The organism is Arthrobacter sp. fls2-241-R2A-200 (genome assembly GCF_030209745.1).
GTDB lineage: Bacteria > Actinomycetota > Actinomycetes > Actinomycetales > Micrococcaceae > Arthrobacter.
In genome coordinates, this window is sequence record NZ_JARVRJ010000003.1 from 157287 (window position 1) to 175780 (window position 18494).

Annotated in this window: 19 protein-coding genes and 1 riboswitch; of the genes, 6 read left to right on the forward strand and 13 right to left on the reverse strand. The window is 63.3% G+C overall.

Going from position 1 to position 18494, the window contains the following annotated elements; genetic code table 11:
- Positions 1–70: 70 nt before the first annotated feature.
- From QRN42_RS03920 to QRN42_RS03930, 3 genes are read right to left on the reverse strand one after another with little or no spacing between them, the layout of a single operon-like run.
- Positions 71–865 carry an energy-coupling factor transporter transmembrane component T family protein gene (locus QRN42_RS03920; protein ID WP_284978180.1) on the reverse strand — a complete coding sequence of 265 codons (795 nt, stop codon included), beginning with the start codon at positions 863–865 and terminating at the stop codon, positions 71–73.
- Positions 862–2481 (reverse strand): ABC transporter ATP-binding protein, encoded by a 1620-nt coding sequence (locus QRN42_RS03925; protein ID WP_284978181.1) that lies wholly within the window; start codon positions 2479–2481, stop codon positions 862–864. The genes QRN42_RS03920 and QRN42_RS03925 overlap by 4 nt, the downstream gene beginning before the upstream one ends.
- Positions 2481–3101, reverse strand: coding sequence for an ECF transporter S component (locus tag QRN42_RS03930; protein ID WP_284977374.1), 621 nt, complete (start codon positions 3099–3101; stop codon positions 2481–2483). Before QRN42_RS03930 ends, QRN42_RS03925 begins: the two co-directional genes overlap by 1 nt.
- Before the next feature lie 74 nt (positions 3102–3175).
- Positions 3176–3312, reverse strand: a riboswitch (TPP riboswitch).
- Positions 3313–3429: 117 nt separating this feature from the next.
- On the opposite strand from QRN42_RS03930, the gene QRN42_RS03935 reads away from it, so the two are divergent.
- Both QRN42_RS03935 and QRN42_RS03940 read left to right on the forward strand, forming a co-directional pair.
- Complete coding sequence (locus tag QRN42_RS03935; RefSeq protein WP_284978182.1) at positions 3430–4119, forward strand: NUDIX hydrolase; 690 nt, start codon at positions 3430–3432, stop codon at positions 4117–4119.
- A 62-nt stretch (positions 4120–4181) separates the two neighbouring features.
- Positions 4182–4442: a DUF4235 domain-containing protein gene (locus QRN42_RS03940; protein ID WP_284978183.1), complete on the forward strand. Its 261-nt coding sequence runs from the start codon at positions 4182–4184 to the stop codon at positions 4440–4442.
- Here QRN42_RS03940 and mnhG read toward each other — a convergent pair.
- The 6 genes from mnhG to QRN42_RS03970 are packed head-to-tail and all read right to left on the reverse strand — an operon-like array spanning position 4439 to position 10747.
- Positions 4439–4831 (reverse strand): monovalent cation/H(+) antiporter subunit G, encoded by a 393-nt coding sequence (gene mnhG, locus QRN42_RS03945; RefSeq protein WP_284978184.1) that lies wholly within the window; start codon positions 4829–4831, stop codon positions 4439–4441. The two genes, QRN42_RS03940 and mnhG, sit on opposite strands and share 4 nt — an antisense overlap.
- A complete protein-coding gene (locus tag QRN42_RS03950; RefSeq protein WP_284978185.1) occupies positions 4821–5099 on the reverse strand; it encodes an MrpF/PhaF family protein in 279 nt (92 codons plus the stop codon). The genes mnhG and QRN42_RS03950 overlap by 11 nt, the downstream gene beginning before the upstream one ends.
- The gene (locus tag QRN42_RS03955; protein ID WP_284978186.1) at positions 5096–5662 is read right to left on the reverse strand and encodes a Na+/H+ antiporter subunit E; all 567 of its coding nucleotides are present in this window, start codon (positions 5660–5662) and stop codon (positions 5096–5098) included. The genes QRN42_RS03950 and QRN42_RS03955 overlap by 4 nt, the downstream gene beginning before the upstream one ends.
- Entirely contained in the window at positions 5659–7239 is a 1581-nt protein-coding gene (locus tag QRN42_RS03960) for a Na+/H+ antiporter subunit D (protein ID WP_284977380.1), read from the reverse strand. The genes QRN42_RS03955 and QRN42_RS03960 overlap by 4 nt, the downstream gene beginning before the upstream one ends.
- Positions 7236–7736 carry a Na(+)/H(+) antiporter subunit C gene (locus tag QRN42_RS03965; RefSeq protein ID WP_284978187.1) on the reverse strand — a complete coding sequence of 167 codons (501 nt, stop codon included), beginning with the start codon at positions 7734–7736 and terminating at the stop codon, positions 7236–7238. Before QRN42_RS03965 ends, QRN42_RS03960 begins: the two co-directional genes overlap by 4 nt.
- Entirely contained in the window at positions 7733–10747 is a 3015-nt protein-coding gene (locus tag QRN42_RS03970) for a Na+/H+ antiporter subunit A (RefSeq protein WP_284978188.1), read from the reverse strand. The genes QRN42_RS03965 and QRN42_RS03970 overlap by 4 nt, the downstream gene beginning before the upstream one ends.
- A 151-nt stretch (positions 10748–10898) precedes the next feature.
- Between QRN42_RS03970 and QRN42_RS03975 the strand changes: the two genes are divergently transcribed.
- The 3 genes from QRN42_RS03975 to QRN42_RS03985 all read left to right on the forward strand — a co-directional run bounded on the left by QRN42_RS03975 (position 10899) and on the right by QRN42_RS03985 (position 14055).
- Positions 10899–12302 (forward strand): MFS transporter, encoded by a 1404-nt coding sequence (locus tag QRN42_RS03975; protein WP_284978189.1) that lies wholly within the window; start codon positions 10899–10901, stop codon positions 12300–12302.
- 65 nt (positions 12303–12367) lie between these two features.
- Positions 12368–12850 (forward strand): cation:proton antiporter regulatory subunit, encoded by a 483-nt coding sequence (locus tag QRN42_RS03980; RefSeq protein ID WP_284978190.1) that lies wholly within the window; start codon positions 12368–12370, stop codon positions 12848–12850.
- Positions 12851–12855: 5 nt separating this feature from the next.
- The gene (locus QRN42_RS03985; protein WP_284978191.1) at positions 12856–14055 is read left to right on the forward strand and encodes a cation:proton antiporter; all 1200 of its coding nucleotides are present in this window, start codon (positions 12856–12858) and stop codon (positions 14053–14055) included.
- Positions 14056–14125: 70 nt separating this feature from the next.
- On the opposite strand, the gene QRN42_RS03990 is transcribed toward QRN42_RS03985, so the two are convergent.
- The 3 genes from QRN42_RS03990 to QRN42_RS04000 all read right to left on the reverse strand — a co-directional run bounded on the left by QRN42_RS03990 (position 14126) and on the right by QRN42_RS04000 (position 16202).
- Positions 14126–15067, reverse strand: a complete 942-nt coding sequence (locus QRN42_RS03990) for an endonuclease domain-containing protein (RefSeq protein WP_284978192.1) — start codon at positions 15065–15067, stop codon at positions 14126–14128.
- 151 nt (positions 15068–15218) lie between these two features.
- A complete protein-coding gene (gene dcd / locus QRN42_RS03995) occupies positions 15219–15794 on the reverse strand; it encodes a dCTP deaminase (RefSeq protein ID WP_284978241.1) in 576 nt (191 codons plus the stop codon).
- 180 nt (positions 15795–15974) lie between these two features.
- Positions 15975–16202, reverse strand: a complete 228-nt coding sequence (locus QRN42_RS04000) for a hypothetical protein (protein WP_284978193.1) — start codon at positions 16200–16202, stop codon at positions 15975–15977.
- A gap of 136 nt (positions 16203–16338) precedes the next feature.
- Between QRN42_RS04000 and QRN42_RS04005 the strand changes: the two genes are divergently transcribed.
- The gene (locus QRN42_RS04005) at positions 16339–17856 is read left to right on the forward strand and encodes a CAP domain-containing protein (protein WP_284978194.1); all 1518 of its coding nucleotides are present in this window, start codon (positions 16339–16341) and stop codon (positions 17854–17856) included.
- A gap of 6 nt (positions 17857–17862) precedes the next feature.
- Here QRN42_RS04005 and QRN42_RS04010 read toward each other — a convergent pair whose 3' ends face one another.
- Positions 17863–18306 (reverse strand): SRPBCC family protein, encoded by a 444-nt coding sequence (locus QRN42_RS04010; protein ID WP_284978195.1) that lies wholly within the window; start codon positions 18304–18306, stop codon positions 17863–17865.
- Positions 18307–18494: the final 188 nt, after the last annotated feature.

Genomic DNA, 18494 nt, shown 5'->3' on the forward strand with positions numbered 1-18494 from the left:
GCAATTCGCCATTTGAGCGTCAAACGTCACACCGTGCCCGATCCATGCGATATCGCCGATATACCGTGGGTTACCGCCACACAAACGTCCAGGTGCCGGCGCCCACTGCAGCAAGCACCGTTGCCGATGCAATGATCAGCCCCCCGAGCACCACCCAAACGTCGAGCAGCGAGTACGACGATTCGCGGGCCCACGTCCTCTGGCCGCCGCCAAAACCACGCGCTTCCATGGTCACCGCCAGCCGCGAGGCCCTCCGCACAGCCTGGACCAGCAATCCGAAGCTCTGACCCAGGGTCGCTTTCAGCCGCTGCAATGGGTTGCCGTGCGACCCGACCCCGCGGGCCCGGCGCGCCATGCCAATGGTCTGCCACTCTTCGGCCATCAGTCCCACCAGCCGCATGGCCGCCAGGGACCCAAGGACAAAGCGGTGCGGCAGTCGAGCCTTTTGGGCCAGGGCGTCCGCCAAATCGGTGGGGTCCGTGCAGGTCATCAAGAGGATAGCCGGAAGGGCTATCGCCAACCCGCGCAGCATGAAACCAAGGCCAAGCTCAAGGGAGCCCTCGCTGATGGACCAAATTCCGACGTCGAGCAGTACAGCGCCGCGGTCCGCTGCCACGATCGCCGTACTCCAGCCGCCGATGGCTGCCGCGATGATGAGCGGCCAGGCACGATGCCACAACAGCCGAAGGGTGAGGCCAGCCAGGGGGAAGAGTGCGAGCTCAGCCACGATGGCCGTCGAGGCCGAAACCCAATCAATGGACAAGGCCAACACCATCGAGACCAGGAACACGGCCACGAATTTGGCCAGTGGATTTGCCCGGGTCAGCACGGCGTGACTGCCCTGCATAGTCAAGGCTTCCCTCATGCTGCACCGGCTTCCTGGCGGCTTTCGCGGTCCTGCGGCACGGGGCCCAACTGCAGCTCGGTACCACCAAGGACGGAGCTGAATTCCTGGTCGTGGGTGACCGAGACCACGGCCGTTCCGGCGTCGAGCAGTTCTGACAGGAAGGAGGCAAGCTCCGCCCAGGTGTTCGCATCCTGGCCGAAAGTCGGTTCGTCGAGCACCAGGACCTTGGGGTGCGCGGCCAGCACCGTGGCCACGGACAGCCTGCGCTTCTCCCCGCCGGAGAGAGTGTACGGGTTGGCGTCAACGAGGTGGGTGAGCCTCAACCGCTCAAGCAATTCGTCCACGCGCTCCTGTCCGTGCCCCAAGTGTTTGGGTCCAAACATGAGCTCGTCCAAAACCTTCCCTGTGACGAACTGGTGTTCAGGTTCCTGGAACACCGTTCCGATGCGGGAGATCAGCTGTTCGGCCTTCCACGTGAACGGATCAATTCCCGCTCCCTGGGAAAGCTCGACGGCGGCACTCACCTGGCCGCGCACCGGCGCCAGAAGGCCGGCCAATGTGAGGGCGAACGTGGACTTCCCGGCCCCGTTCGGACCCATGATCGTCAGGGCTTGTCCGGACCTGACCTGCGCAGTGATTCCAGACTGCACAGGGACGGGCGGGATGCTCTTGAAGCCACGGCGGCGGGGCTTTTCGCGGGAAACCGCCAGGTCCTGTGCCGCGAGGAGAAGTTCTGCTGCTCCCGGCTCAGAGTTACCCCGCTCAGAGTGTCCCCGCTCAGAGTGTCCAGTGCGCCGCGCCCGGGTAGGGGGCACGTATCCCGGCACCCACACGCCGGCGGCCATAAGCATGGAGCGCTGTTCGGACAACACTTTGCCGGGGGAACCGTCCGCGAGGACTCCGGGAGCAGCTGACTTCCCAGGTGAGGCTGAAGTCCCGCCGGAGCCCGGTTGCAGCACCACCACTCGGTCCACGAGGTCTTTCCACACGGACACCCGGTGCTCCACCACCACCAAGGTTGCGCCGGTCCTATCAAGGCAGCGGCGGACGGCGTCGCGCACTTCCAAGACCCCTTCGGGATCGAGGTTGGCGGTCGGTTCGTCCAAGAGAATCAGGCCGGGCCGCATGGCCAGGATGCCTGCGAGGGCGAGGCGTTGCTTCTGTCCGCCGGACAGTGCCGCCGTCGGGTGGTCAAGGGCCAAACCCGCACCAGCCGCGGTGCGCAAGCCGACGTCGTCGAGTGCTTCATGAACGCGGGCCCATATCTCCTCCCGCGGCACGCAGAGGTTCTCCGCGCCAAAGGCGACATCGTCCCCCACCCGGGAGAGGACAACCTGCGTTTCGGGGTCCTGCTGCATCAAGCCTGCCCGGCCCCGCTGTGCGCGTGGCGCAACGCCGTCGATCAGCAGCGAACCCGTCTCATCGGAGTCGTCTTCCTCATCACCCAAGACCCCGGCGAGGGCATGCAAAAGGGTGGACTTGCCCGCGCCTGAGGGACCCAGCAACAGCACGCGCTCCCCCGGTTCGATCCGGAGGTCAAGGCCTTGAATGGCCGGCTGGGGCCGCCCGGCATGCCGCCAACCCCAGCCCTCGGCCAGGATGGCGGCAGGCCGCGCGTCGTAGGTGGAACCCATCAGTTGAAGACGGGCTCCGAAGCCGCTTTGCGCGACGCGAACGAGCTCAGCACGCCCGTCGTCGCAAGGCCACGGGTGGCGAGCCACGACAGTGCGCCGGCAATGATCGCCCCGGAAACGGTGGTGAAGATGATGTAGGTCAGCTTGTCGAGTGCTTCGTAGGCGATGTTCCAACCCCACGGCAGGAAGCAGTCGTTGAGGCCGCAGAACAAGCCCGCGCCCGCTCCGGCGAGGAGCGCCGTCGGCAGGTTGAACTTCTTGTAGCGGAAGGCCGCGAAGATGAGTTCGGCGCCGAGGCCTTGGAGTACGCCGGAGATCAGCACCGTGGTGCCGTACTGGGAGCCCATGATGAGCTCGCTGGCTGCTGCCACGGTTTCGCAGAACAGCGCCGCGCCCGGTTTACGGATGATGAGTGCTCCCAAGACCGCCGGGATCATCCAACCGCCGGCGATGATGCCGGTCAGTGGAGGATACGTTGCGTCCAGCGGGATGGAGATGATTGCGGCGCCCTGGTCCCAAGCCCAGAAGATCACGCCGCCGGCGATGGCGATAAGGGCCGCCACCACAATGTCTACTACGCGCCAGTTGTAACTGGTCTTCTTCACGTTTACCGTGGTCATTTTTTCTGCCTCCTGAGGTTTACAGGAGGGGAAAGCGCCTGGGTCCCAGCGGCCTGCGCCGCCCTGATCCGGACACTTTGAGAAGCTCGACTCCCTTGCGCCGGTACTAACCGGATCAGGTTCGAGGGTCTGCGGCTGTCCGCACTCTCAGCGCCCTCGCGTCACCTGCATCGCTGCAGGTTACGACGGCGGCGCTCCCCTGTCGTTATGAATCTGCCCTTGTGGGCTGGTTCAGTTTACACCTGCGTTGCGGGGCCCGCTCTCCATGATTACGACGACGTTTTCCCTGCGCAGCGGGCCCCGCAACGAGACCTGAGAGAATGACTCAATGACGAACGTTTCGCGGCACACGATTCCGACCGAAGATGGTGCCCCGGCAAAACCGCGCCTCGCCGCGAGCGTCATCTTGCTCCGCGACGCACCAAGTGGCTTGGAAGTGTTTGTCCAGCACCGGGTCAGCACCATGGATTTCGCCGCCGGCATGGTGGTCTTCCCTGGTGGGCGGGCTGACGCAGCGGATCGTGATGGGCGGAACTACCCAGCGGACTTGTTGGCGAGCCATGCCGCGGACTGGCACTTGAGCTCCATCAGCGAAGACCCCGCACAGGCACACAAGATGGCCGGCACCATCCTGGCAGCAGCCATCCGTGAGGTCCAGGAGGAATCCGGACTAACCCTGGAAGCCGCGAATCTCCGGCCATGGGCCAACTGGATCACCCCGACAGACATGCCCAAGCGATTCGACACTTTCTTCTACGTCGCAAAGCCGGACGCGGGAGCTGACCCGCGGCACCAGACAACGGAGGCTTGGCAGTCCTTGTGGATGCCGGTACAACACATCCTGGAGGCCGAGGCAGAACACAGACTCAAGCTCATGCCGCCCACGTTCTTCCTGCTCAAGGAAATCGCCGGATTCGGCTCGGTGGACGCTGTGTGGTCCGCAGAGCACGACGTCGTTCCAGTCCTCGCCGGGCCCGGTTCCCTTGCCGCGTTCCTCAAGGCCCACGCCGGGCCCTAAGTGACACGACGGGAAGCCGCAACGAACGGTGCCGCTCCTGCCATTGCCATTAGGCTGGGGGCATGAACCTCTTATTCAAGCTAGTGGGTGCCGGAGTCAGCCTCGGAGCCGGCTTCGTCGGAACCAAACTCGTCAACAAAGGATGGGAAAAGGCCACGGGTAACAAGCCGCCCACAGGCAATGACGACATGGAGACCAGCCTTCGTTCAGCCCTGACGTTCGGGCTGATTTCAGCGTTCGTGAGCACGCTCATCCAGGTTCTCGCAAGCCGGGGCACCCAGCACGCTATCGCCCGGTTCGCCAAGACCCAGGACATCGTCTAGGCATCGGGAGCGGCGCGTTGGATTTCCGCTGCCCGCTGGACCACCGCCTCAAGTTCGTCCTTGGTCAGTAGCTCCCGATGCCCGTGCTTTGTCCGGTACGCCGAGCGGCCCACCATATGGGCTGAGACCGGCACGGTCAGCAGCTGGAAGATCCACGCGACCAACAGCACAGGCCACACCCACCACGTCCTCATCTGCAACCCGATCGCGGCCAGCATCAGGAACAGGCCCAAAACCTGGGGCTTGGTGGCGGCGTGCATGCGGCTCATGAGGTCAGGGAATCGCAGCAGCCCGATGGCGGCGCCCAGGGACATGAGGGCGCCGACCACCAGCAATACAGCGGTCACGCCGTCGATCACTGCGTCCACACCGGTGGCGTCAGGAGTCATTGCTGCGGTCCCTTCGTTCGGCCACGAAACGGGCAACCGTTACTGACCCGACGAAACCGATGATGGCCAAAGCCACCAGGAGCATCAGGTTGTTCAGGTGTCGGTTAACGGCCATGTCCACCGCCAGCGCGGCACCAAGGATGGCCAGCAACACGTCAGAGGCCAGGACCCTGTCCAGCAAGGACGGGCCGATGGCGATCCGGATGATGGCCCCGGCAGCAGCCAGTCCCAAAATCACCGCTGTGGCAATGAGCACGATGTCCTTCATGCCTTCATCCCTCCCATTCCTGCAGCCCGTTCCACGTCCAGCGCCTCCACTTCCTCCCGGGTGCCCATGATCCGGATCAAACTCGCCTCGATGTTTTGCACATCACGACGGATCTTCGCGATGTCGTCTTCGTTGTAGATGCTCAGGGCGTGCAAGTACAGTGTGGACGTCGACCGGTCCACGTCCACCACCAGCGAGCCGGGGATCAGCGAGATGACATGGCCGGTGGCCGTCACCATGAGGTCCGAATGGCTCCGCAACGGAACAGCGACGACGGCGCTGCGCACCTTGGGCCCTTTGACGATGGCCAGGTACAGCACCAAGAAGCTCGCTGCCGCCACTTTGGCCAGGAAAACGACGGCGAAGGCCCCGGCCCTCACCACGTTGAACCTCCCGCTCAGCTCCACTTGCGGTAAGTAGAAGAGCTTGGCGACCACGATGGCGATGACGGCGCCGAACAACAAATTGCCGGGGCTGAAGTCCCGCCACAGTGCCCCCCAAACGATCACCAACCAGATGAGCAGGGGCAGTTCCTTGCCGAACGCGATGGGATTCCGGCTCATTTGGCACCTGCCGTCCGGGGCAGAGGGACCCGCAGCGGCGGAACTTGGACTGAATCGCCCAGGACGGAGTGGATGTAGGCCGTACGGTCCAGCATGATCCGGGCGGATCCGTCCGCAACCTTGAAGAGTGGCCCGGCGAACAGGGTCAATGCCACTCCAACAACTACCAGGGCCACCGTGGATCCGACCATGGTTCGTGGAAGGACTCCGATGTTACCTGGCGTTTTGAGGACCTCGGCCGGGTATTCGGCGTCCTCCGGTCTCCGCCAGAAAGCCCTGTTCCACACTCGGGCTATGGCAAGCAAGGTCAACAGGCTGGTGACCACCCCGCCCACCACCAGGGCGATTGCGAGCGGGGTTCCAAGTTCGACGCCGGCCTGCATCAGACCGAGTTTGCCGAGGAACCCCGAGAACGGCGGAATGCCGGCCAAGTTCATGGCAGGAACGAAGAAGAGCAAGGCGAGCAGTGGTGAAAGTTTGGCCAGGCCACCCAAACGGTCGATGGATGAGCTGCCCCCGCGACGCTCTATCAGCCCCGTCACCAGAAAGAGGCTGGTCTGCACCGTGATGTGGTGGGCCACATAGAAGACAGCGGCACCCAGCCCAGCCACCGAGCTCATCGCCAAGCCGAACACCATGTAACCAATGTGGCTGACCAGCGTGAAGGAGAGGAGTCGTTTGATGTCGCTCTGCGCTAAGGCGCCGAGGATTCCCACCAGCATGGTCAGGAGCGCCACCACCATTAACGGAACATTGAGGGTGTCGCCGGGAAAAAGCAATGTCTCCGTGCGGACCATGGCGTAAACGCCCACTTTGGTGAGCAAGCCGGCAAAGACTGCCGTCACGGGGGCGGGCGCTGTGGGATACGAGTCCGGGAGCCAGAAGGACAACGGGAAGACGGCTGCTTTGATGCCGAACGCCACCAGCAGCATCACGTGCAACAGGTTCTGCGTTCCTTGGTCCAGCGCCGCCAACTTGATGGCCAGGTCCGCGAGCGTCACGGTTCCCGTGGCCCCGTAGATCATGGCTATGGCAATAAGGAACAGCACCGATGACACCACCGAAACCACCACATACGTGACACCCGCACGGATGCGTGGGCCGGTACCGCCCAGCGTCATGAGGACATAACTGGCCGTCAGCAGGATTTCGAAGCCGACGTAGAGGTTGAAGAGGTCGCCGGTGAGGAACGCGTTGGACACTCCAGCTACGAGGATCAGGTAGGTGGGGTGGAAGATCGAGACAGGCGCCTCTTCGTCGCCGTCGGCCATGCCTTGTCCCGTGGCGTAAACCAGGACAGCCAGGCTGACCACGCTGGAGACCACAAGCATCAGCGAGGAGAACTGGTCCACCACCAAGACCACGCCCCAAGGGGGGAACCAGCCGCCGAGGGTCACTGACGTTGTACCGCCATTCCACACCGAGGCCAGCAGAACACATTCAAGCAGCAGCGTGGCACTGAGGACGCTGATGCTGACGGCCCGTTGGGCTGTGTGGTGCCGGATGAGCATAAACGTCAGTGCTGCACCGAGGATGGGCAGGAGGACAGCGAGCGGTGACAGGGTGGCCAGGTTCACGCGCTGCCTCCTTCCTGGGTGGTGGATGAATTGGGGGTTTCCGTGGCGTCCGGTTTGTTCCGGTTTTCCGCACTGGGGGGAATGAGGGCGAACTCGGTGGTTTCCAGCGGGACCACGGCGTCATCCTCGGCGTCGAAACTCGGTGTCTTGGCCACGCGGCGGTCCTCGAGGTCGTCTTGGATCTCGTCCTGCCGGGCCAACAGCCAGGTGCGGTAAATAATGCCCAGCATGAAAGCCGTGACGGCGAAAGAGATGACAATCGAGGTCAGGATCAACGCCTGCGGCAAGGGGTCGTTATAGGCATCGGGTTTGGTTTCCCGGCTGTACAAAGGCGCCAGGCCTGCGTATCCGCCCGTACTGAGGATGAGGATGTTGGTGGCGTTGGCCAGCAACATCAACCCCAGCAACACCCGGGTGAGGCTGCGCTCAAGGATCAGGTAGATCCCGCAGGCGTAAAGGACGCCCATGATGATCAGCAGGGTCAGGTTGATGCTCATGCGTGGCCCTTTCCGGTTGCCGCGATTTCGGCGGCTTCGGCAGCTTCGGCGGAATCGGCGGCGTCGTTCTCGGCGAGCGGTGCATCCGCTCCTTCAAAGTGCTCGTCGATTTCAGCGCCGAGGCTTCGGAGGACGTCCAGTGCCAGGCCCACCACCACGATGTAGACGCCGATATCGAACACGGTGGAGCTGACGAACTTGATATCGCCAAAAACGGGCAGCCAAAACTCGATAATGGCGCTTTGGAACACCTGTCCGCCAAGGAACAACGGCACCAGACCGGACGCTGCCGCCGTCGCAAGTCCTGTTCCCAACAGCGTTCCGGCACTGACCGTGGCGGCCTCGCTCAACTCGAAGCGGCCGCCCGCCAAGTAGCGGATGGTGAGGGCCAACCCGGCTGTCAGGCCCCCGGCGAAACCGCCGCCCGGGAGGTTATGGCCCGCCAAGAGCAAGTAGATGGAGAAGACGATCATCGAATGGAAGATGAGGCGGGTCACTACTTCGAAGATGATCGATCGCCGTTCAGGGGCCAACGTCCTGCCCGCCACAAGCCACGCGTCACGGCTGACATCGGTGAATTTCCGCGCCACGGCCAGCGTTGCGCTTGCCCGGGTGCCACGGTCGACGCCGGTCCGGCGCCCCACGCTGCCTTCCGGAACCGTCTCGGAGGTCTTAATCCGCTCGCCCCTGCTTCGGACGAAAATCAGGCTTGCAACCCCGGTGGCTGCAATGGCCAGCACGGAGATCTCGCCGAAAGTGTCCCAAGCGCGTATGTCGACGAGCGTCACGTTGACCACGTTGAGGCCGCCACCGCCTTTGTATGCCAGTTGGGGGAAGTCCAGTGAAACCGGGGTCGCCACGCGCGCACCCATGGCGTAAATGGCCACGAAAATCATGGTGATCCCGAACGCAGCGCCAATGATCACTCGAATCACCCGCAGCCTGCCTCCGGTCCTGTCCCGTAGCCCCGCAGGGAGGCTTCGCATGGCCAGGACGAAAGCCACGAGCACGATGGTCTCCACGAGCATCTGGGTCAGCGCCAGGTCCGGCGCTCCCTGGAAGGCAAACATGAGTGCGATGCCGTAGCCGGTGACGGACACCATGAGGACCGCGAGGAAGCGCTTGTTGGCCCGGACCGCTGCCAAAGCACCCACCACGATTCCAATGCCCACCACAATTTGGAGCGGCGAGTTGGGGTCCACCAGGTAGATGTTTCCGGGCAACGGCTTGTTGGCCATGATCAGTGCAGTCAGCGGGACCGCGAAGGCAACGGTCAGGATGACGGCCAGGTAGAAGTACAACGAACCGCGTTGGGTGCGGCCCGTCACCCAGACTGCGACGTCGTCCAAAGCACCGATGGTGTTTTGGTAGGCGCGGTCGCCGTCGATCCACGGGGGAATCCTGCCCTGAACGCGGTCAACCATGCGGCGGCCGTAGAACATCGCGGCGCCGACGGCAAAGGTGACCGCGGTGAGGCCCAACGCGGGGGTAAAGCCGTGCCACAAAGCCAAGTGTCCGGCGTCGGCTGCCTCCTGGCCCTGCGCAAACGTCGCAGCGTAGGGCTGGATCCACGAATCTACCGGAGACGGCCACAAACCGTAGAGGACCGTCAGGATGCTGAGGACGGCGGGGGCCGCCAGGAACGCTGGCTTGATGGGTTTGAACGGTGTGGGCTCAACGCCGGGTTTGGTGGCGAATGCGCCCCACATGAAGCGTGCGCTGTAGGCAAAAGTGAGGATCGACCCCACCACCAGCCCCACCAAAATCAAGAGGCTCCACGCCGATGCCTCATGGCCGTTGGCGTAGTGGACGAAGACTTCGAACACAGATTCCTTGGCCACGAACCCGGCCAGCGGCGGAACACCTGCCATGGACGCAGCAGCAATTGCGGCCACCACGCCCAAGGCCCGGGAAGACCGGAAAACACCCGACAATTTGCGCAGGTCCCGTGTCCCGGACTGGTGGTCGATGATGCCCACCACCAGGAACAGGGTTGCTTTGAAGAGTCCGTGGGCCAGCAGAAGCGCTAAACCTGCGAGCGCGGCGTCTGGTTGGCCCAGTCCCACCACCATGGTCAGGAAACCGAGTTGGCTCACTGTTCCGTAGGCAAGGATCAGTTTGATGTCGGTCTGGCGCAGGGCCCGGTACCCACCCACGAGCATCGTTGCCAGGCCAAGACCCAGGACAAGCGGCAGCCAGCAGGGGGATTCTGAAAAACCGGGTGCCAGCCGCGCCACGATGTAAATGCCGGCCTTCACCATGGCAGCAGCATGGAGGTAGGCGCTCACCGGAGTGGGCGCGGCCATGGCTCCGGGCAACCAGAAGTGGAAGGGAATCAATGCCGATTTGGTCACGGCTCCGGCCAGGACAAGCACGACGGCGGCCGTAAGCGCGCCTTGCATGGGGCCGTTAAGGAGTTCCCCGGCGCGGTCAAGGATCGCCGAGATCCGGTACGTCCCGGCAGCTTGGCCCATGATGACGAGCCCCACCAGCATCGCAAGTCCGCCGGCGGTGGTCACTATAAGGGCTTGAAGGGCCGAACGCCGTGCCGCAAGCCGGGTCCGGGCGTATCCGATGAGGAGGTAGGACAGGACTGTTGTGAGCTCCCAAAAAATGAAAAGCATCAAAAGGTCATCGGAGGTCACCAAGCCGAACATGGCACCGGCGAAGGCCAACAGCTGAGCGCCGAATCCGCCCAGATCGGAGTCTTCGTTCTTGAAATACCGGGCGCAGTAGACCAGTACCAACGAACCCACGCCCAAGATCAGAAGGGACATCACCCACGCCAAGGGGTCCATCCTGAAGGCCAGCTCGACATGGAGGCTGGGTATCCACGGAAGCAACTCTTTTATGCCCCCACCGGAATACACGGTCTGGTACTGGAGGATAAGCCACAGGAAAGCTGCCGCCGGGACAGCGGCAAGCACGTAGAAAGCGTTCCGGCCGAGTTGCCTGAAGATCAAGGGCGCCACAGTTGCCGCTACAAAGGTGATGGCGAGAACTGTGATCACTGTTTTCTCCGCAAAGTCAGGAAGGCATTATCAAAAGTTGGAGCACGCGGGTATTCGTTGGGTTCAGTGTCCCTAGTTTACCAAGGCACTCCGACCGGATTACCCTCCGTCCTCTGCCCGAAGCCGGACCACTGCCTATAGCATTCATGCTATGAACGCGGCCGTAGTTCCCGAAGCCTCCCGTCCCTCCTCGGAGCTCGCCTCCGGCACTGCCGTTCCCACAAAGGGGCAGATCCTCGCGTGGGCAACATGGGACTGGGGATCGGCTGCCTTCAACGCGGTGATGACCACTTTCGTGTTCACGGTCTACCTCACGTCCAATGCCTTCGGCGGCCAGGATACGGCGTCGGCGGCCCTGGGTACTGCGCTGGCCGTCGGTGGCTTGGCCATCGCCTTGCTGGCCCCGGTAACGGGACAACGCTCCGACGCCGGAGGGCGGCGAAAACTGTGGCTGGGCGTCAATACTGCCGCCACGGCACTGCTCACGGCCCTCTGCTTCTTCGTCTTCCCCCAGCCGGGTTTCCTGTTGCTGGGAGTTTGCTTGATCGCACTTGCCAACGTCTTTTTTGAGTTTGCCGGCGTGAACTACAACGCCATGCTGGCCCAGGTTTCCACGCCCAAGAACATCGGAAAAGTGAGCGGCTTCGGCTGGGGAATGGGGTACCTCGGTGGGATCGTGGCCTTGTTGTTGGTGCTGCAACTCTTCGTCCAACCCTCCTTCGAGTGGTTCGGCGCATCAACCCAGGACTCACTGAACATCCGGCTCGTCGCAATCTTCTCAGCGCTGTGGTTCTTCATTTTCGCGCTTCCTGTGATGCTCGCCGTTCCCGAACTATCCGTAAAGAAGGAAGGCGCATCCCTTGGTTTCATAGCGTCCTACGGACTGCTGATCCGGCGGGTCCGAGCAATGTACCGAACCAGCCCCCACACCATCTACTTCCTGCTCTCGAGCGCCATCTTCCGGGACGGGCTGGCCGCGGTCTTCACCTTCGGCGGTGTCATCGCCGCAGGCACCTTCGGCTTTCAGCTCAAGCAAGTCATCTTCTTTGCCATCTTCGGAAACATCGTCGCTGCCGTCGGCGCCATGATCGGCGGGTTCATGGATGACAAAGTAGGGCCCAAGACAGTGATTGTGTGCTCGTTGATTGGCCTGCTCACTGCGGGGACCGCCATCCTGGTGCTCGGCAACGGCCACTACGTGTTCTTCGGCTCAGATTGGCCCGGAACCAACACCTTCTGGGTCTTCGGCCTGCTGCTCTGCCTGTTCGTAGGACCGGCCCAGTCATCGTCGCGGGCCTACCTCGCCCGGCTGGCACCGGCAGGTGAATCGGGTGAGCTGTTCGGCCTCTACGCCACCACCGGACGTGCAGTGAGCTTCCTCGCTCCCCTGCTCTTCACGCTCTGCATCACCATCGCAGCACCCCTGGTGGCCGAGGGCCAAGCCCAACGCTGGGGCATACTCGGGATCATGGTGGTCCTCTTGGCAGGGTTGCTGGTGATCCTTCCGGTGAAGCCACCTGCCGCTGTGGAAATAGCGGTGGTCCCCGAACGTTAACTAGATAGGAACGGCCGACGGCGGTCGCCGCACCAGCGCCGTTTCAGCAAGGTTAGGGTGGAGCTATGAACGTGGAAGAGACTGAACTGCCGGGCCTGGGGATCCGCAAGGACTTCGTCACGGCATCAGGACGCCGCATCGGCGTGGTGGAACTTCGCGAAGGCGAAACCCAACTATTCGTCTCCACCTGGGACGATCCAGACACGTGCCAAGCATCCATCCCCCTGACGGCCGACGAGGCAGCGGCCTTGGGCAACCTCTTGGGCGGCCAGCACATAGCCATGCGGCTCGCGGAGGCCCACCGGGAAGTGCCGGGGATCGTGACACGGCAATTCTCCATAACTCCCGATTCCCCTTTCGTGGACCAAGCAATGGGCAAAGCCCAGATTCGTACCCGGAGCGGAGTCTCGATCGTGGCGATCATGCGCGAAGGCGAAGTTGTTCCGTCGCCGGCGCCCGACGTCGTACTCCACACCGGTGACCTGCTCGTGGCGGTGGGCACCCAGGAAGGCCTCGACTCGGCAGCCGGCATCCTCCGCAACGGCTGAGCGGGATGGATCCGCTCGCGCTTGCCCTCGTTGAACTGGGCGCCGTGGTCTTCTGCCTCGGCCTCCTGGCCAGACTCGCGGGACGGATCGGCATGTCGCCCATTCCGTTGTATTTGGTAGGTGGCTTGGCTTTTGGAGCCGGGGGCCTGGTCAAGCTGGATGGAATGCACGAATTCGCCCACCTCTCGGGCGAGATCGGGGTCATCCTGCTGTTGCTCATGCTTGGTCTGGAATATACCGCCTCCGAGCTGGTGACCGGACTACGGCGTTCCTGGCAGGCCGGCGTGGTGGACTTCGTGCTCAACTTCCTCCCCGGGGCCGGCATTGCCGTGTTCCTCGGCTGGGGACTGGTAGGGGCCATCGTCATGGGCGGCGTCACCTACATCTCGTCCTCCGGCATAGCAGCGAAAGTCATCACGGACCTGGGACGGATCGGTAACCGCGAAACACCCGTGGTGCTGTCAATCCTCGTCTTTGAAGACCTGGCGATGGCCATCTACCTTCCGATCCTCACGGCCATGCTCGCCGGCGTCGGATTCCTGGGCGGTCTCCAGACCGTGGGGATCGCGCTTGCCGTCGTCACCTTGGTGCTCTTTATCGCGCTGAAGCAGGGGCACCGGGTCTCCCAAGCGGTGCACAGCGAGAACTCGGAAGTCTTCCTGCTCAACCTGCTGGGGCTGGCGTTGCTGGTGGCTGGAATAGCCTCTGCCCTCCAAGTTTCCGCAGCCGTGGGCGCCTTCATGCTGGGCATCGCTATCTCCGGCGCAACAGCACACAACGCCACCCGGATCCTTGAACCGCTGCGCGACCTTTTTGCGGCAATTTTCTTCGTGGCGTTCGGGCTCAACACCGATCCGGGTTCGATTCCACCAGTGCTCGGCTGGGCGCTGGTGCTGGCGGTGTTGACCACAGCCACCAAGATGATCACGGGTTTCTGGGCTGCCAAGCGCGCAGGTATCGCCGTGCCGGGCCGGTTCCGTGCCGGCGCAGCGTTGATAGCGCGCGGCGAATTCTCGATCGTCATCGCAGGTTTGGCGGTGACCTCCGGGGTGGTGCCGCACGACCTCGCCGCGCTTGCCACGGCCTATGTGTTGATCATGGCCATCATGGGGCCCCTGGCCGCGCGCTTCGTCGAACCCGTGGTCAAGGCCCTTCGCAGGTCCCCGAAGGCGCCACCCCGGACGCAGGAGCGCCCAGCGGCCTAGCCAAAGCGCCCTGCTTCCCCTCGCCGAGGGGCGACATCTCGGCCGAAAGATCCCACCAAAGCCCCGAGAGCTAACCCCTCGGCACCCACCCGCCACGTAGGAGAGCCTCCCGGACGCGGTGGACAACCCCGTCGTATCCGCGGTCCCGAACCTGCGCGGCCGTGATAACCACGGAGATCCACCCGTTCGCCGCCAGCAGGGCCTCACGCCGAATATCGGATTCCTTCTGCGTCGCGGTGAGGTGATGGCCGCCGTCGTAATTAACCGCAACTTTGACGTTCGGGAAAGCCAGATCCGGCCACGCTACTTCCCGCCCAAAGGCGGTGCAGACGACGTAACTCAATACCGGCTCGGGCAGGAAGTCTCGCCCGATAGCCAGGCGTAGTTTGGTCTCCGGAACGGAATCGGCACCAACCCTCGCCAGATCCAGGGCAGCCCGAGCCTTCCGAATGCCACGCATACCGGTGTTCCGCTTCACCTGTTCCCGCAGGTCTTCCAGCGTGCAGAGGGCGGTCCTGTTATGGCCGAAGCTCCTCCGCTGGCTGCAGATAAAGTGGTCGGCTGCTGCGACCAGGTCCTCAAAGGGCAGGATCGCGGCAAGGTCCAGCCACGTTCGGGCGGGAGTCGTCACTGGAATGGTGTGCACACAGGCGATGTCTTGATCCCCCAGCAGCATCCTGTGTCCGCGAACTCCCCTGCGTTGCGGGCGGAAGCTGCCTTCCGCCCGCGTGAGATGCACCAGAAAGTCCTGCTGCTGCTCCCACGGCAGCGGGCATCCCCACAGCAACGCCGCGGTTTCCCGGCAACAGAGAGCACCCTCACTCATGGCGCTGAGGAGGCGGGCCGTATGGGCAAGGTCCTGCTCCTGACCCCACGGAACCCGGATACCCCTGCTCGCAACATGCAGGTCGCTGTTCCACGCGCGATGCTCCGGGATGCCTGCGGCACGTTGTTCGGAAAGCGTGAATGAGCGGTCGCGGAGCTCATCCGGGAGTGGCTGCGGAATCCTCATCAGCCCATTGTTGGCGCGCTCTAGGAAGCCCGAGAGGTTACCCACAGTGTGGAGGAGAAGTGGAGCCTAGGAGGCTGCCGCGAGGGGCGACATCTCGGCCGAAAGATCCCACCAAAGCGCCGAGAGCTAACCCCTCGGCAAAGGGGAAGTGCTAGATGGCGGTCTTGTGGAAGTTCTGGTGGCTGCGGCTCGCCGTGGGCCCACGTTGACCTTGGTATCGGTTGCCGTATTTCCCGGAGCCATAGGGGTGCTCGGCAGCGGAGGTCAGCCGGAAAAAGCACAACTGGCCGATCTTCATGCCGGGCCACAGCTTGATGGGCAGCGTAGCGACGTTAGACAACTCCAACGTCACATGCCCTGAGAAGCCAGGATCGATGAAACCGGCAGTCGAGTGGGTCAACAGTCCGAGCCTGCCCAAGGAAGATTTCCCTTCCAGCCGTGCGGCGATGTCATCGGGGAGGCTGACCATCTCATACGTGGAACCAAGGACGAATTCGCCCGGGTGCAAGATGAACGGTTCGTCGCCGTCGACCTCCACCAGGCGGGTCAGTTCAGGCTGCTCCTCCGACGGGTCGATGTGCGCATATTTGTGGTTGTCGAAGAGCCGGAAAAACCGGTCAATTCGCACATCCACAGATGATGGCTGGACCATCGCGGGGTCGTACGGTTCAAGAACAATCCGTTGGGAGTCTATTTCGGCACGAATATCGCGGTCAGAGATCAGCACAGCATCAAAAATACCCCATTCATTGTCCAAGCCGTCCCGTGGGACTATAGTTCCGGGACGTAAACAACCGCGCCCGTACTTGGGGGCAACGAGCATTCGCGGGGTTATTGTGAAAAAACTGGCAGCGCCGGCCGCTATTGTGCTGGGCGGAGCGCTGGCCCTCCTGGTCGCCGCCTCGGGTCAGCTCTTGCCTGCGACACAAGCAATTCCCTCCCCGGCCCCTCCCGCAAGTACCGCGCCAACCGGATTGGCGGCGTCGGAGCCAAGCACGACGCCGGTTCCGGCGCCTTCCGTCGCGACGCCCACAGCCGCGAGCACTAGCCCGGCCGTGGAGGCCGAGCCGGGCGCAGGGACGAACACGGATCCCGTCAGAAGTCGGCCGATTGCCGTGGACCCTGTGTACGACACCCCGCCTCCAGTGCCGAACATTGGGCCGTTGCGGGGGCCCGACGCTCCCTCCACTCCAGTAGCGGGCCCAGGCCAGCCGCCTGAAACCGCCATCTCCGAACCTTCCCCAAACCTGCCCGCAAACACGGCAACCCCCGTGCCCACTCCGTCGGCAGGAGCAGCAGGGCCGGCCGCCGTCGTACCTCCAGCAGGGCCAACCACGGCACCCGCCACCCCCTCACTCAAAGCGGCAGCCCCGAGCCCGGCCGCCGTCCCGACCACGTCACCGACCGCAAGCCCGTCACCAACCGCAAGCCCGTCATCAACACCAACCCCAACCAGCACGCCCTTCCCCGGCAAGGCGCCAAGCAGCCAACCGGACCTGGAAAACGGTGCGCTTGCCCTTCTTCCTGATGACAACCGGGCAGCAATCCTGACCGTATTCAACGCAATCAACAGCTACAGGGTCTCCCTCGGGCTGACGGCGTTGAAGTTCAACGCCACCGTTGCAGGCATGTCCCAAGAGTGGTCAAACAGCATCGCCTCGCGGGAAATCATCCAGCACCGTGCCAACTTTTGGACCGACCCGCGCGCCCTGAACCCAAACAATGGCGCAGGTGAGGTGATCGCCGTCCGTTGGGACCGGGACGCCGCGCAACTTGTGGAGTGGTGGAAGCATTCCCCTGGACACGACGCCTTGTTGCGCGATCCCCGGTTCAACGTCATGGGCATCGGGATCACCTACACGGACGGCAACCCGCAGACCACACCGAACCGGTACACCATCTGGGGCGTGGTGAACTTCTTCGGTTACACCACCTTGCCGCCAGGAACCACCACCAGCCCGGGCGGTGGCGGTGGCGCTGTGACTCCCCCGGTGGATCCGGTGGGAGTCTGCGAACCCAGTGACAAATACCAGCCACCCACGGTGAACTTGAGCGCGGCATCGATCGGTAGTGCCGCCGACCTCGTGTCCGTCGCTTCCGACGGAACCGTGTACTCCTACCCTTCCACCGGCAACGCCACCTACGGTGCTCCGCGGAAAATCGGGGTAGGGTTCACTGGCCTGAAGGAACTCTTCGTCTCCGATTGGGATCGCGACGGCGTCTTCGACCTCATCGCCCAGCGCACGGACGGCACCCTGCTGGTTTACCCAGGCAAGCAGTCGGGTGGCTTTGGATCGCCCGGCATCCTGGGGCAGGGCTGGCAGTCCCTGAACATCTCGGTCGGTAACTGGTGTGCCAATAACCGCCTTCCCCAGATCGTGGCGATGGACGGATCGGGCGGGCTGTGGCTGTACAAGAATTCCGGGCTTTCCTACATACGCTCACAAGCTGCTATCGGAACCGGGAATCCCGCCACGCGCCTCAGCATGGTCGATTACGACGCAGATGGGTTCCAGGACATCCTGACTGTGGAGGCCAACGGCTCGCTAAGGCTCTACCGGGGCAGCGGCTTGGGCACCCCCAAGCAAGAGAGCCGGCCGGTGGTTGGCGCGGCATGGACCGACTACACCGCTCTGCGCGCCCTGAAGGGCGTCTCCGGGGTCGGCTCCACCGGCGTCGCAGGCTTGGGCAGTAACGGCGTTTTGGAATATTGGGACCTCACCTCGGGCCGATTGACGACGCCGGTCACCGTGGGCGGAGGCTGGGGCGGCTTCAGGCTCGCACAATAAGAGGGGCTAATCCGCCGGGTGTGACTCGATCACCGTTTTTAGCTGCTCCAGCTGTGCAACTTCTGCCTCCATGGTTTTCTGGACCATGCCGTTCATGAGCTTTTGCAGGCCTTTGGGGTGATACTCAAGGGCGAACCGCAGCCGGGTCATGGCTCCCTCGGTGCTGAGGAAATAGCCTCCCGTGGGCCGGGCCGGGCCTGCGACAACGTTGAACCGGATTTCAGCTCCGGGACGGGCCTCAGTGATTTGGAAATCCGCGGCGATCGGGCGCCCAGCGGGACCTGCCACGGTTTGCTTGTACACCGCACCGTTTTCGCCAAGGACCCCTGACTGGAGTGCAACGCTGCGGACGCCGGGGCGCCACAAGGAGTTGTTGGTTCCGTCCATCAGGAACTTGTAGACGGTCATGGCGTCCTTGCCAATCAACACTTCATAGTCTGCAAATGCCACGGAAACCTCTTTCGGCGTACGGTTCGGGGAGGTAGCCGGGTCCCCCCTCCACAGCAGCCATCTCTCATAGAGTAGCCAGCGCTGAGCGGCAATCACCATATGATCCCCGAGCCTTGACCTAATGGTTATGTGCGGGCCTCGACTGGGAATGGCTGACAATCCCACACTGACCGGGTAGAGTGCCTGCC

Bases quoted from the DNA above. Each gene is read 5' to 3' on its own strand.
- QRN42_RS03940 (WP_284978183.1), top strand. From the start codon at position 4,182: ATGAACCTCTTATTCAAGCTAGTGGGTGCCGGAGTCAGCCTCGGAGCC.
- QRN42_RS03975 (WP_284978189.1), top strand. From the start codon at position 10,899: ATGAACGCGGCCGTAGTTCCCGAAGCCTCCCGTCCCTCCTCGGAGCTC.
- QRN42_RS03965 (WP_284978187.1), bottom strand. From the start codon at position 7,736: ATGAGCATCAACCTGACCCTGCTGATCATCATGGGCGTCCTTTACGCC.
- QRN42_RS03920 (WP_284978180.1), bottom strand. From the start codon at position 865: ATGAGGGAAGCCTTGACTATGCAGGGCAGTCACGCCGTGCTGACCCGG.
- QRN42_RS03935 (WP_284978182.1), top strand. From the start codon at position 3,430: ATGACGAACGTTTCGCGGCACACGATTCCGACCGAAGATGGTGCCCCG.
- QRN42_RS03955 (WP_284978186.1), bottom strand. From the start codon at position 5,662: ATGAGCCGGAATCCCATCGCGTTCGGCAAGGAACTGCCCCTGCTCATC.
- QRN42_RS03980 (WP_284978190.1), top strand. From the start codon at position 12,368: ATGAACGTGGAAGAGACTGAACTGCCGGGCCTGGGGATCCGCAAGGAC.
- QRN42_RS03950 (WP_284978185.1), bottom strand. From the start codon at position 5,099: ATGAAGGACATCGTGCTCATTGCCACAGCGGTGATTTTGGGACTGGCT.
- mnhG (WP_284978184.1), bottom strand. From the start codon at position 4,831: ATGACTCCTGACGCCACCGGTGTGGACGCAGTGATCGACGGCGTGACC.
- QRN42_RS03985 (WP_284978191.1), top strand. From the start codon at position 12,856: ATGGATCCGCTCGCGCTTGCCCTCGTTGAACTGGGCGCCGTGGTCTTC.
- QRN42_RS03930 (WP_284977374.1), bottom strand. From the start codon at position 3,101: ATGACCACGGTAAACGTGAAGAAGACCAGTTACAACTGGCGCGTAGTA.
- QRN42_RS03990 (WP_284978192.1), bottom strand. From the start codon at position 15,067: ATGAGGATTCCGCAGCCACTCCCGGATGAGCTCCGCGACCGCTCATTC.
- QRN42_RS03925 (WP_284978181.1), bottom strand. From the start codon at position 2,481: ATGGGTTCCACCTACGACGCGCGGCCTGCCGCCATCCTGGCCGAGGGC.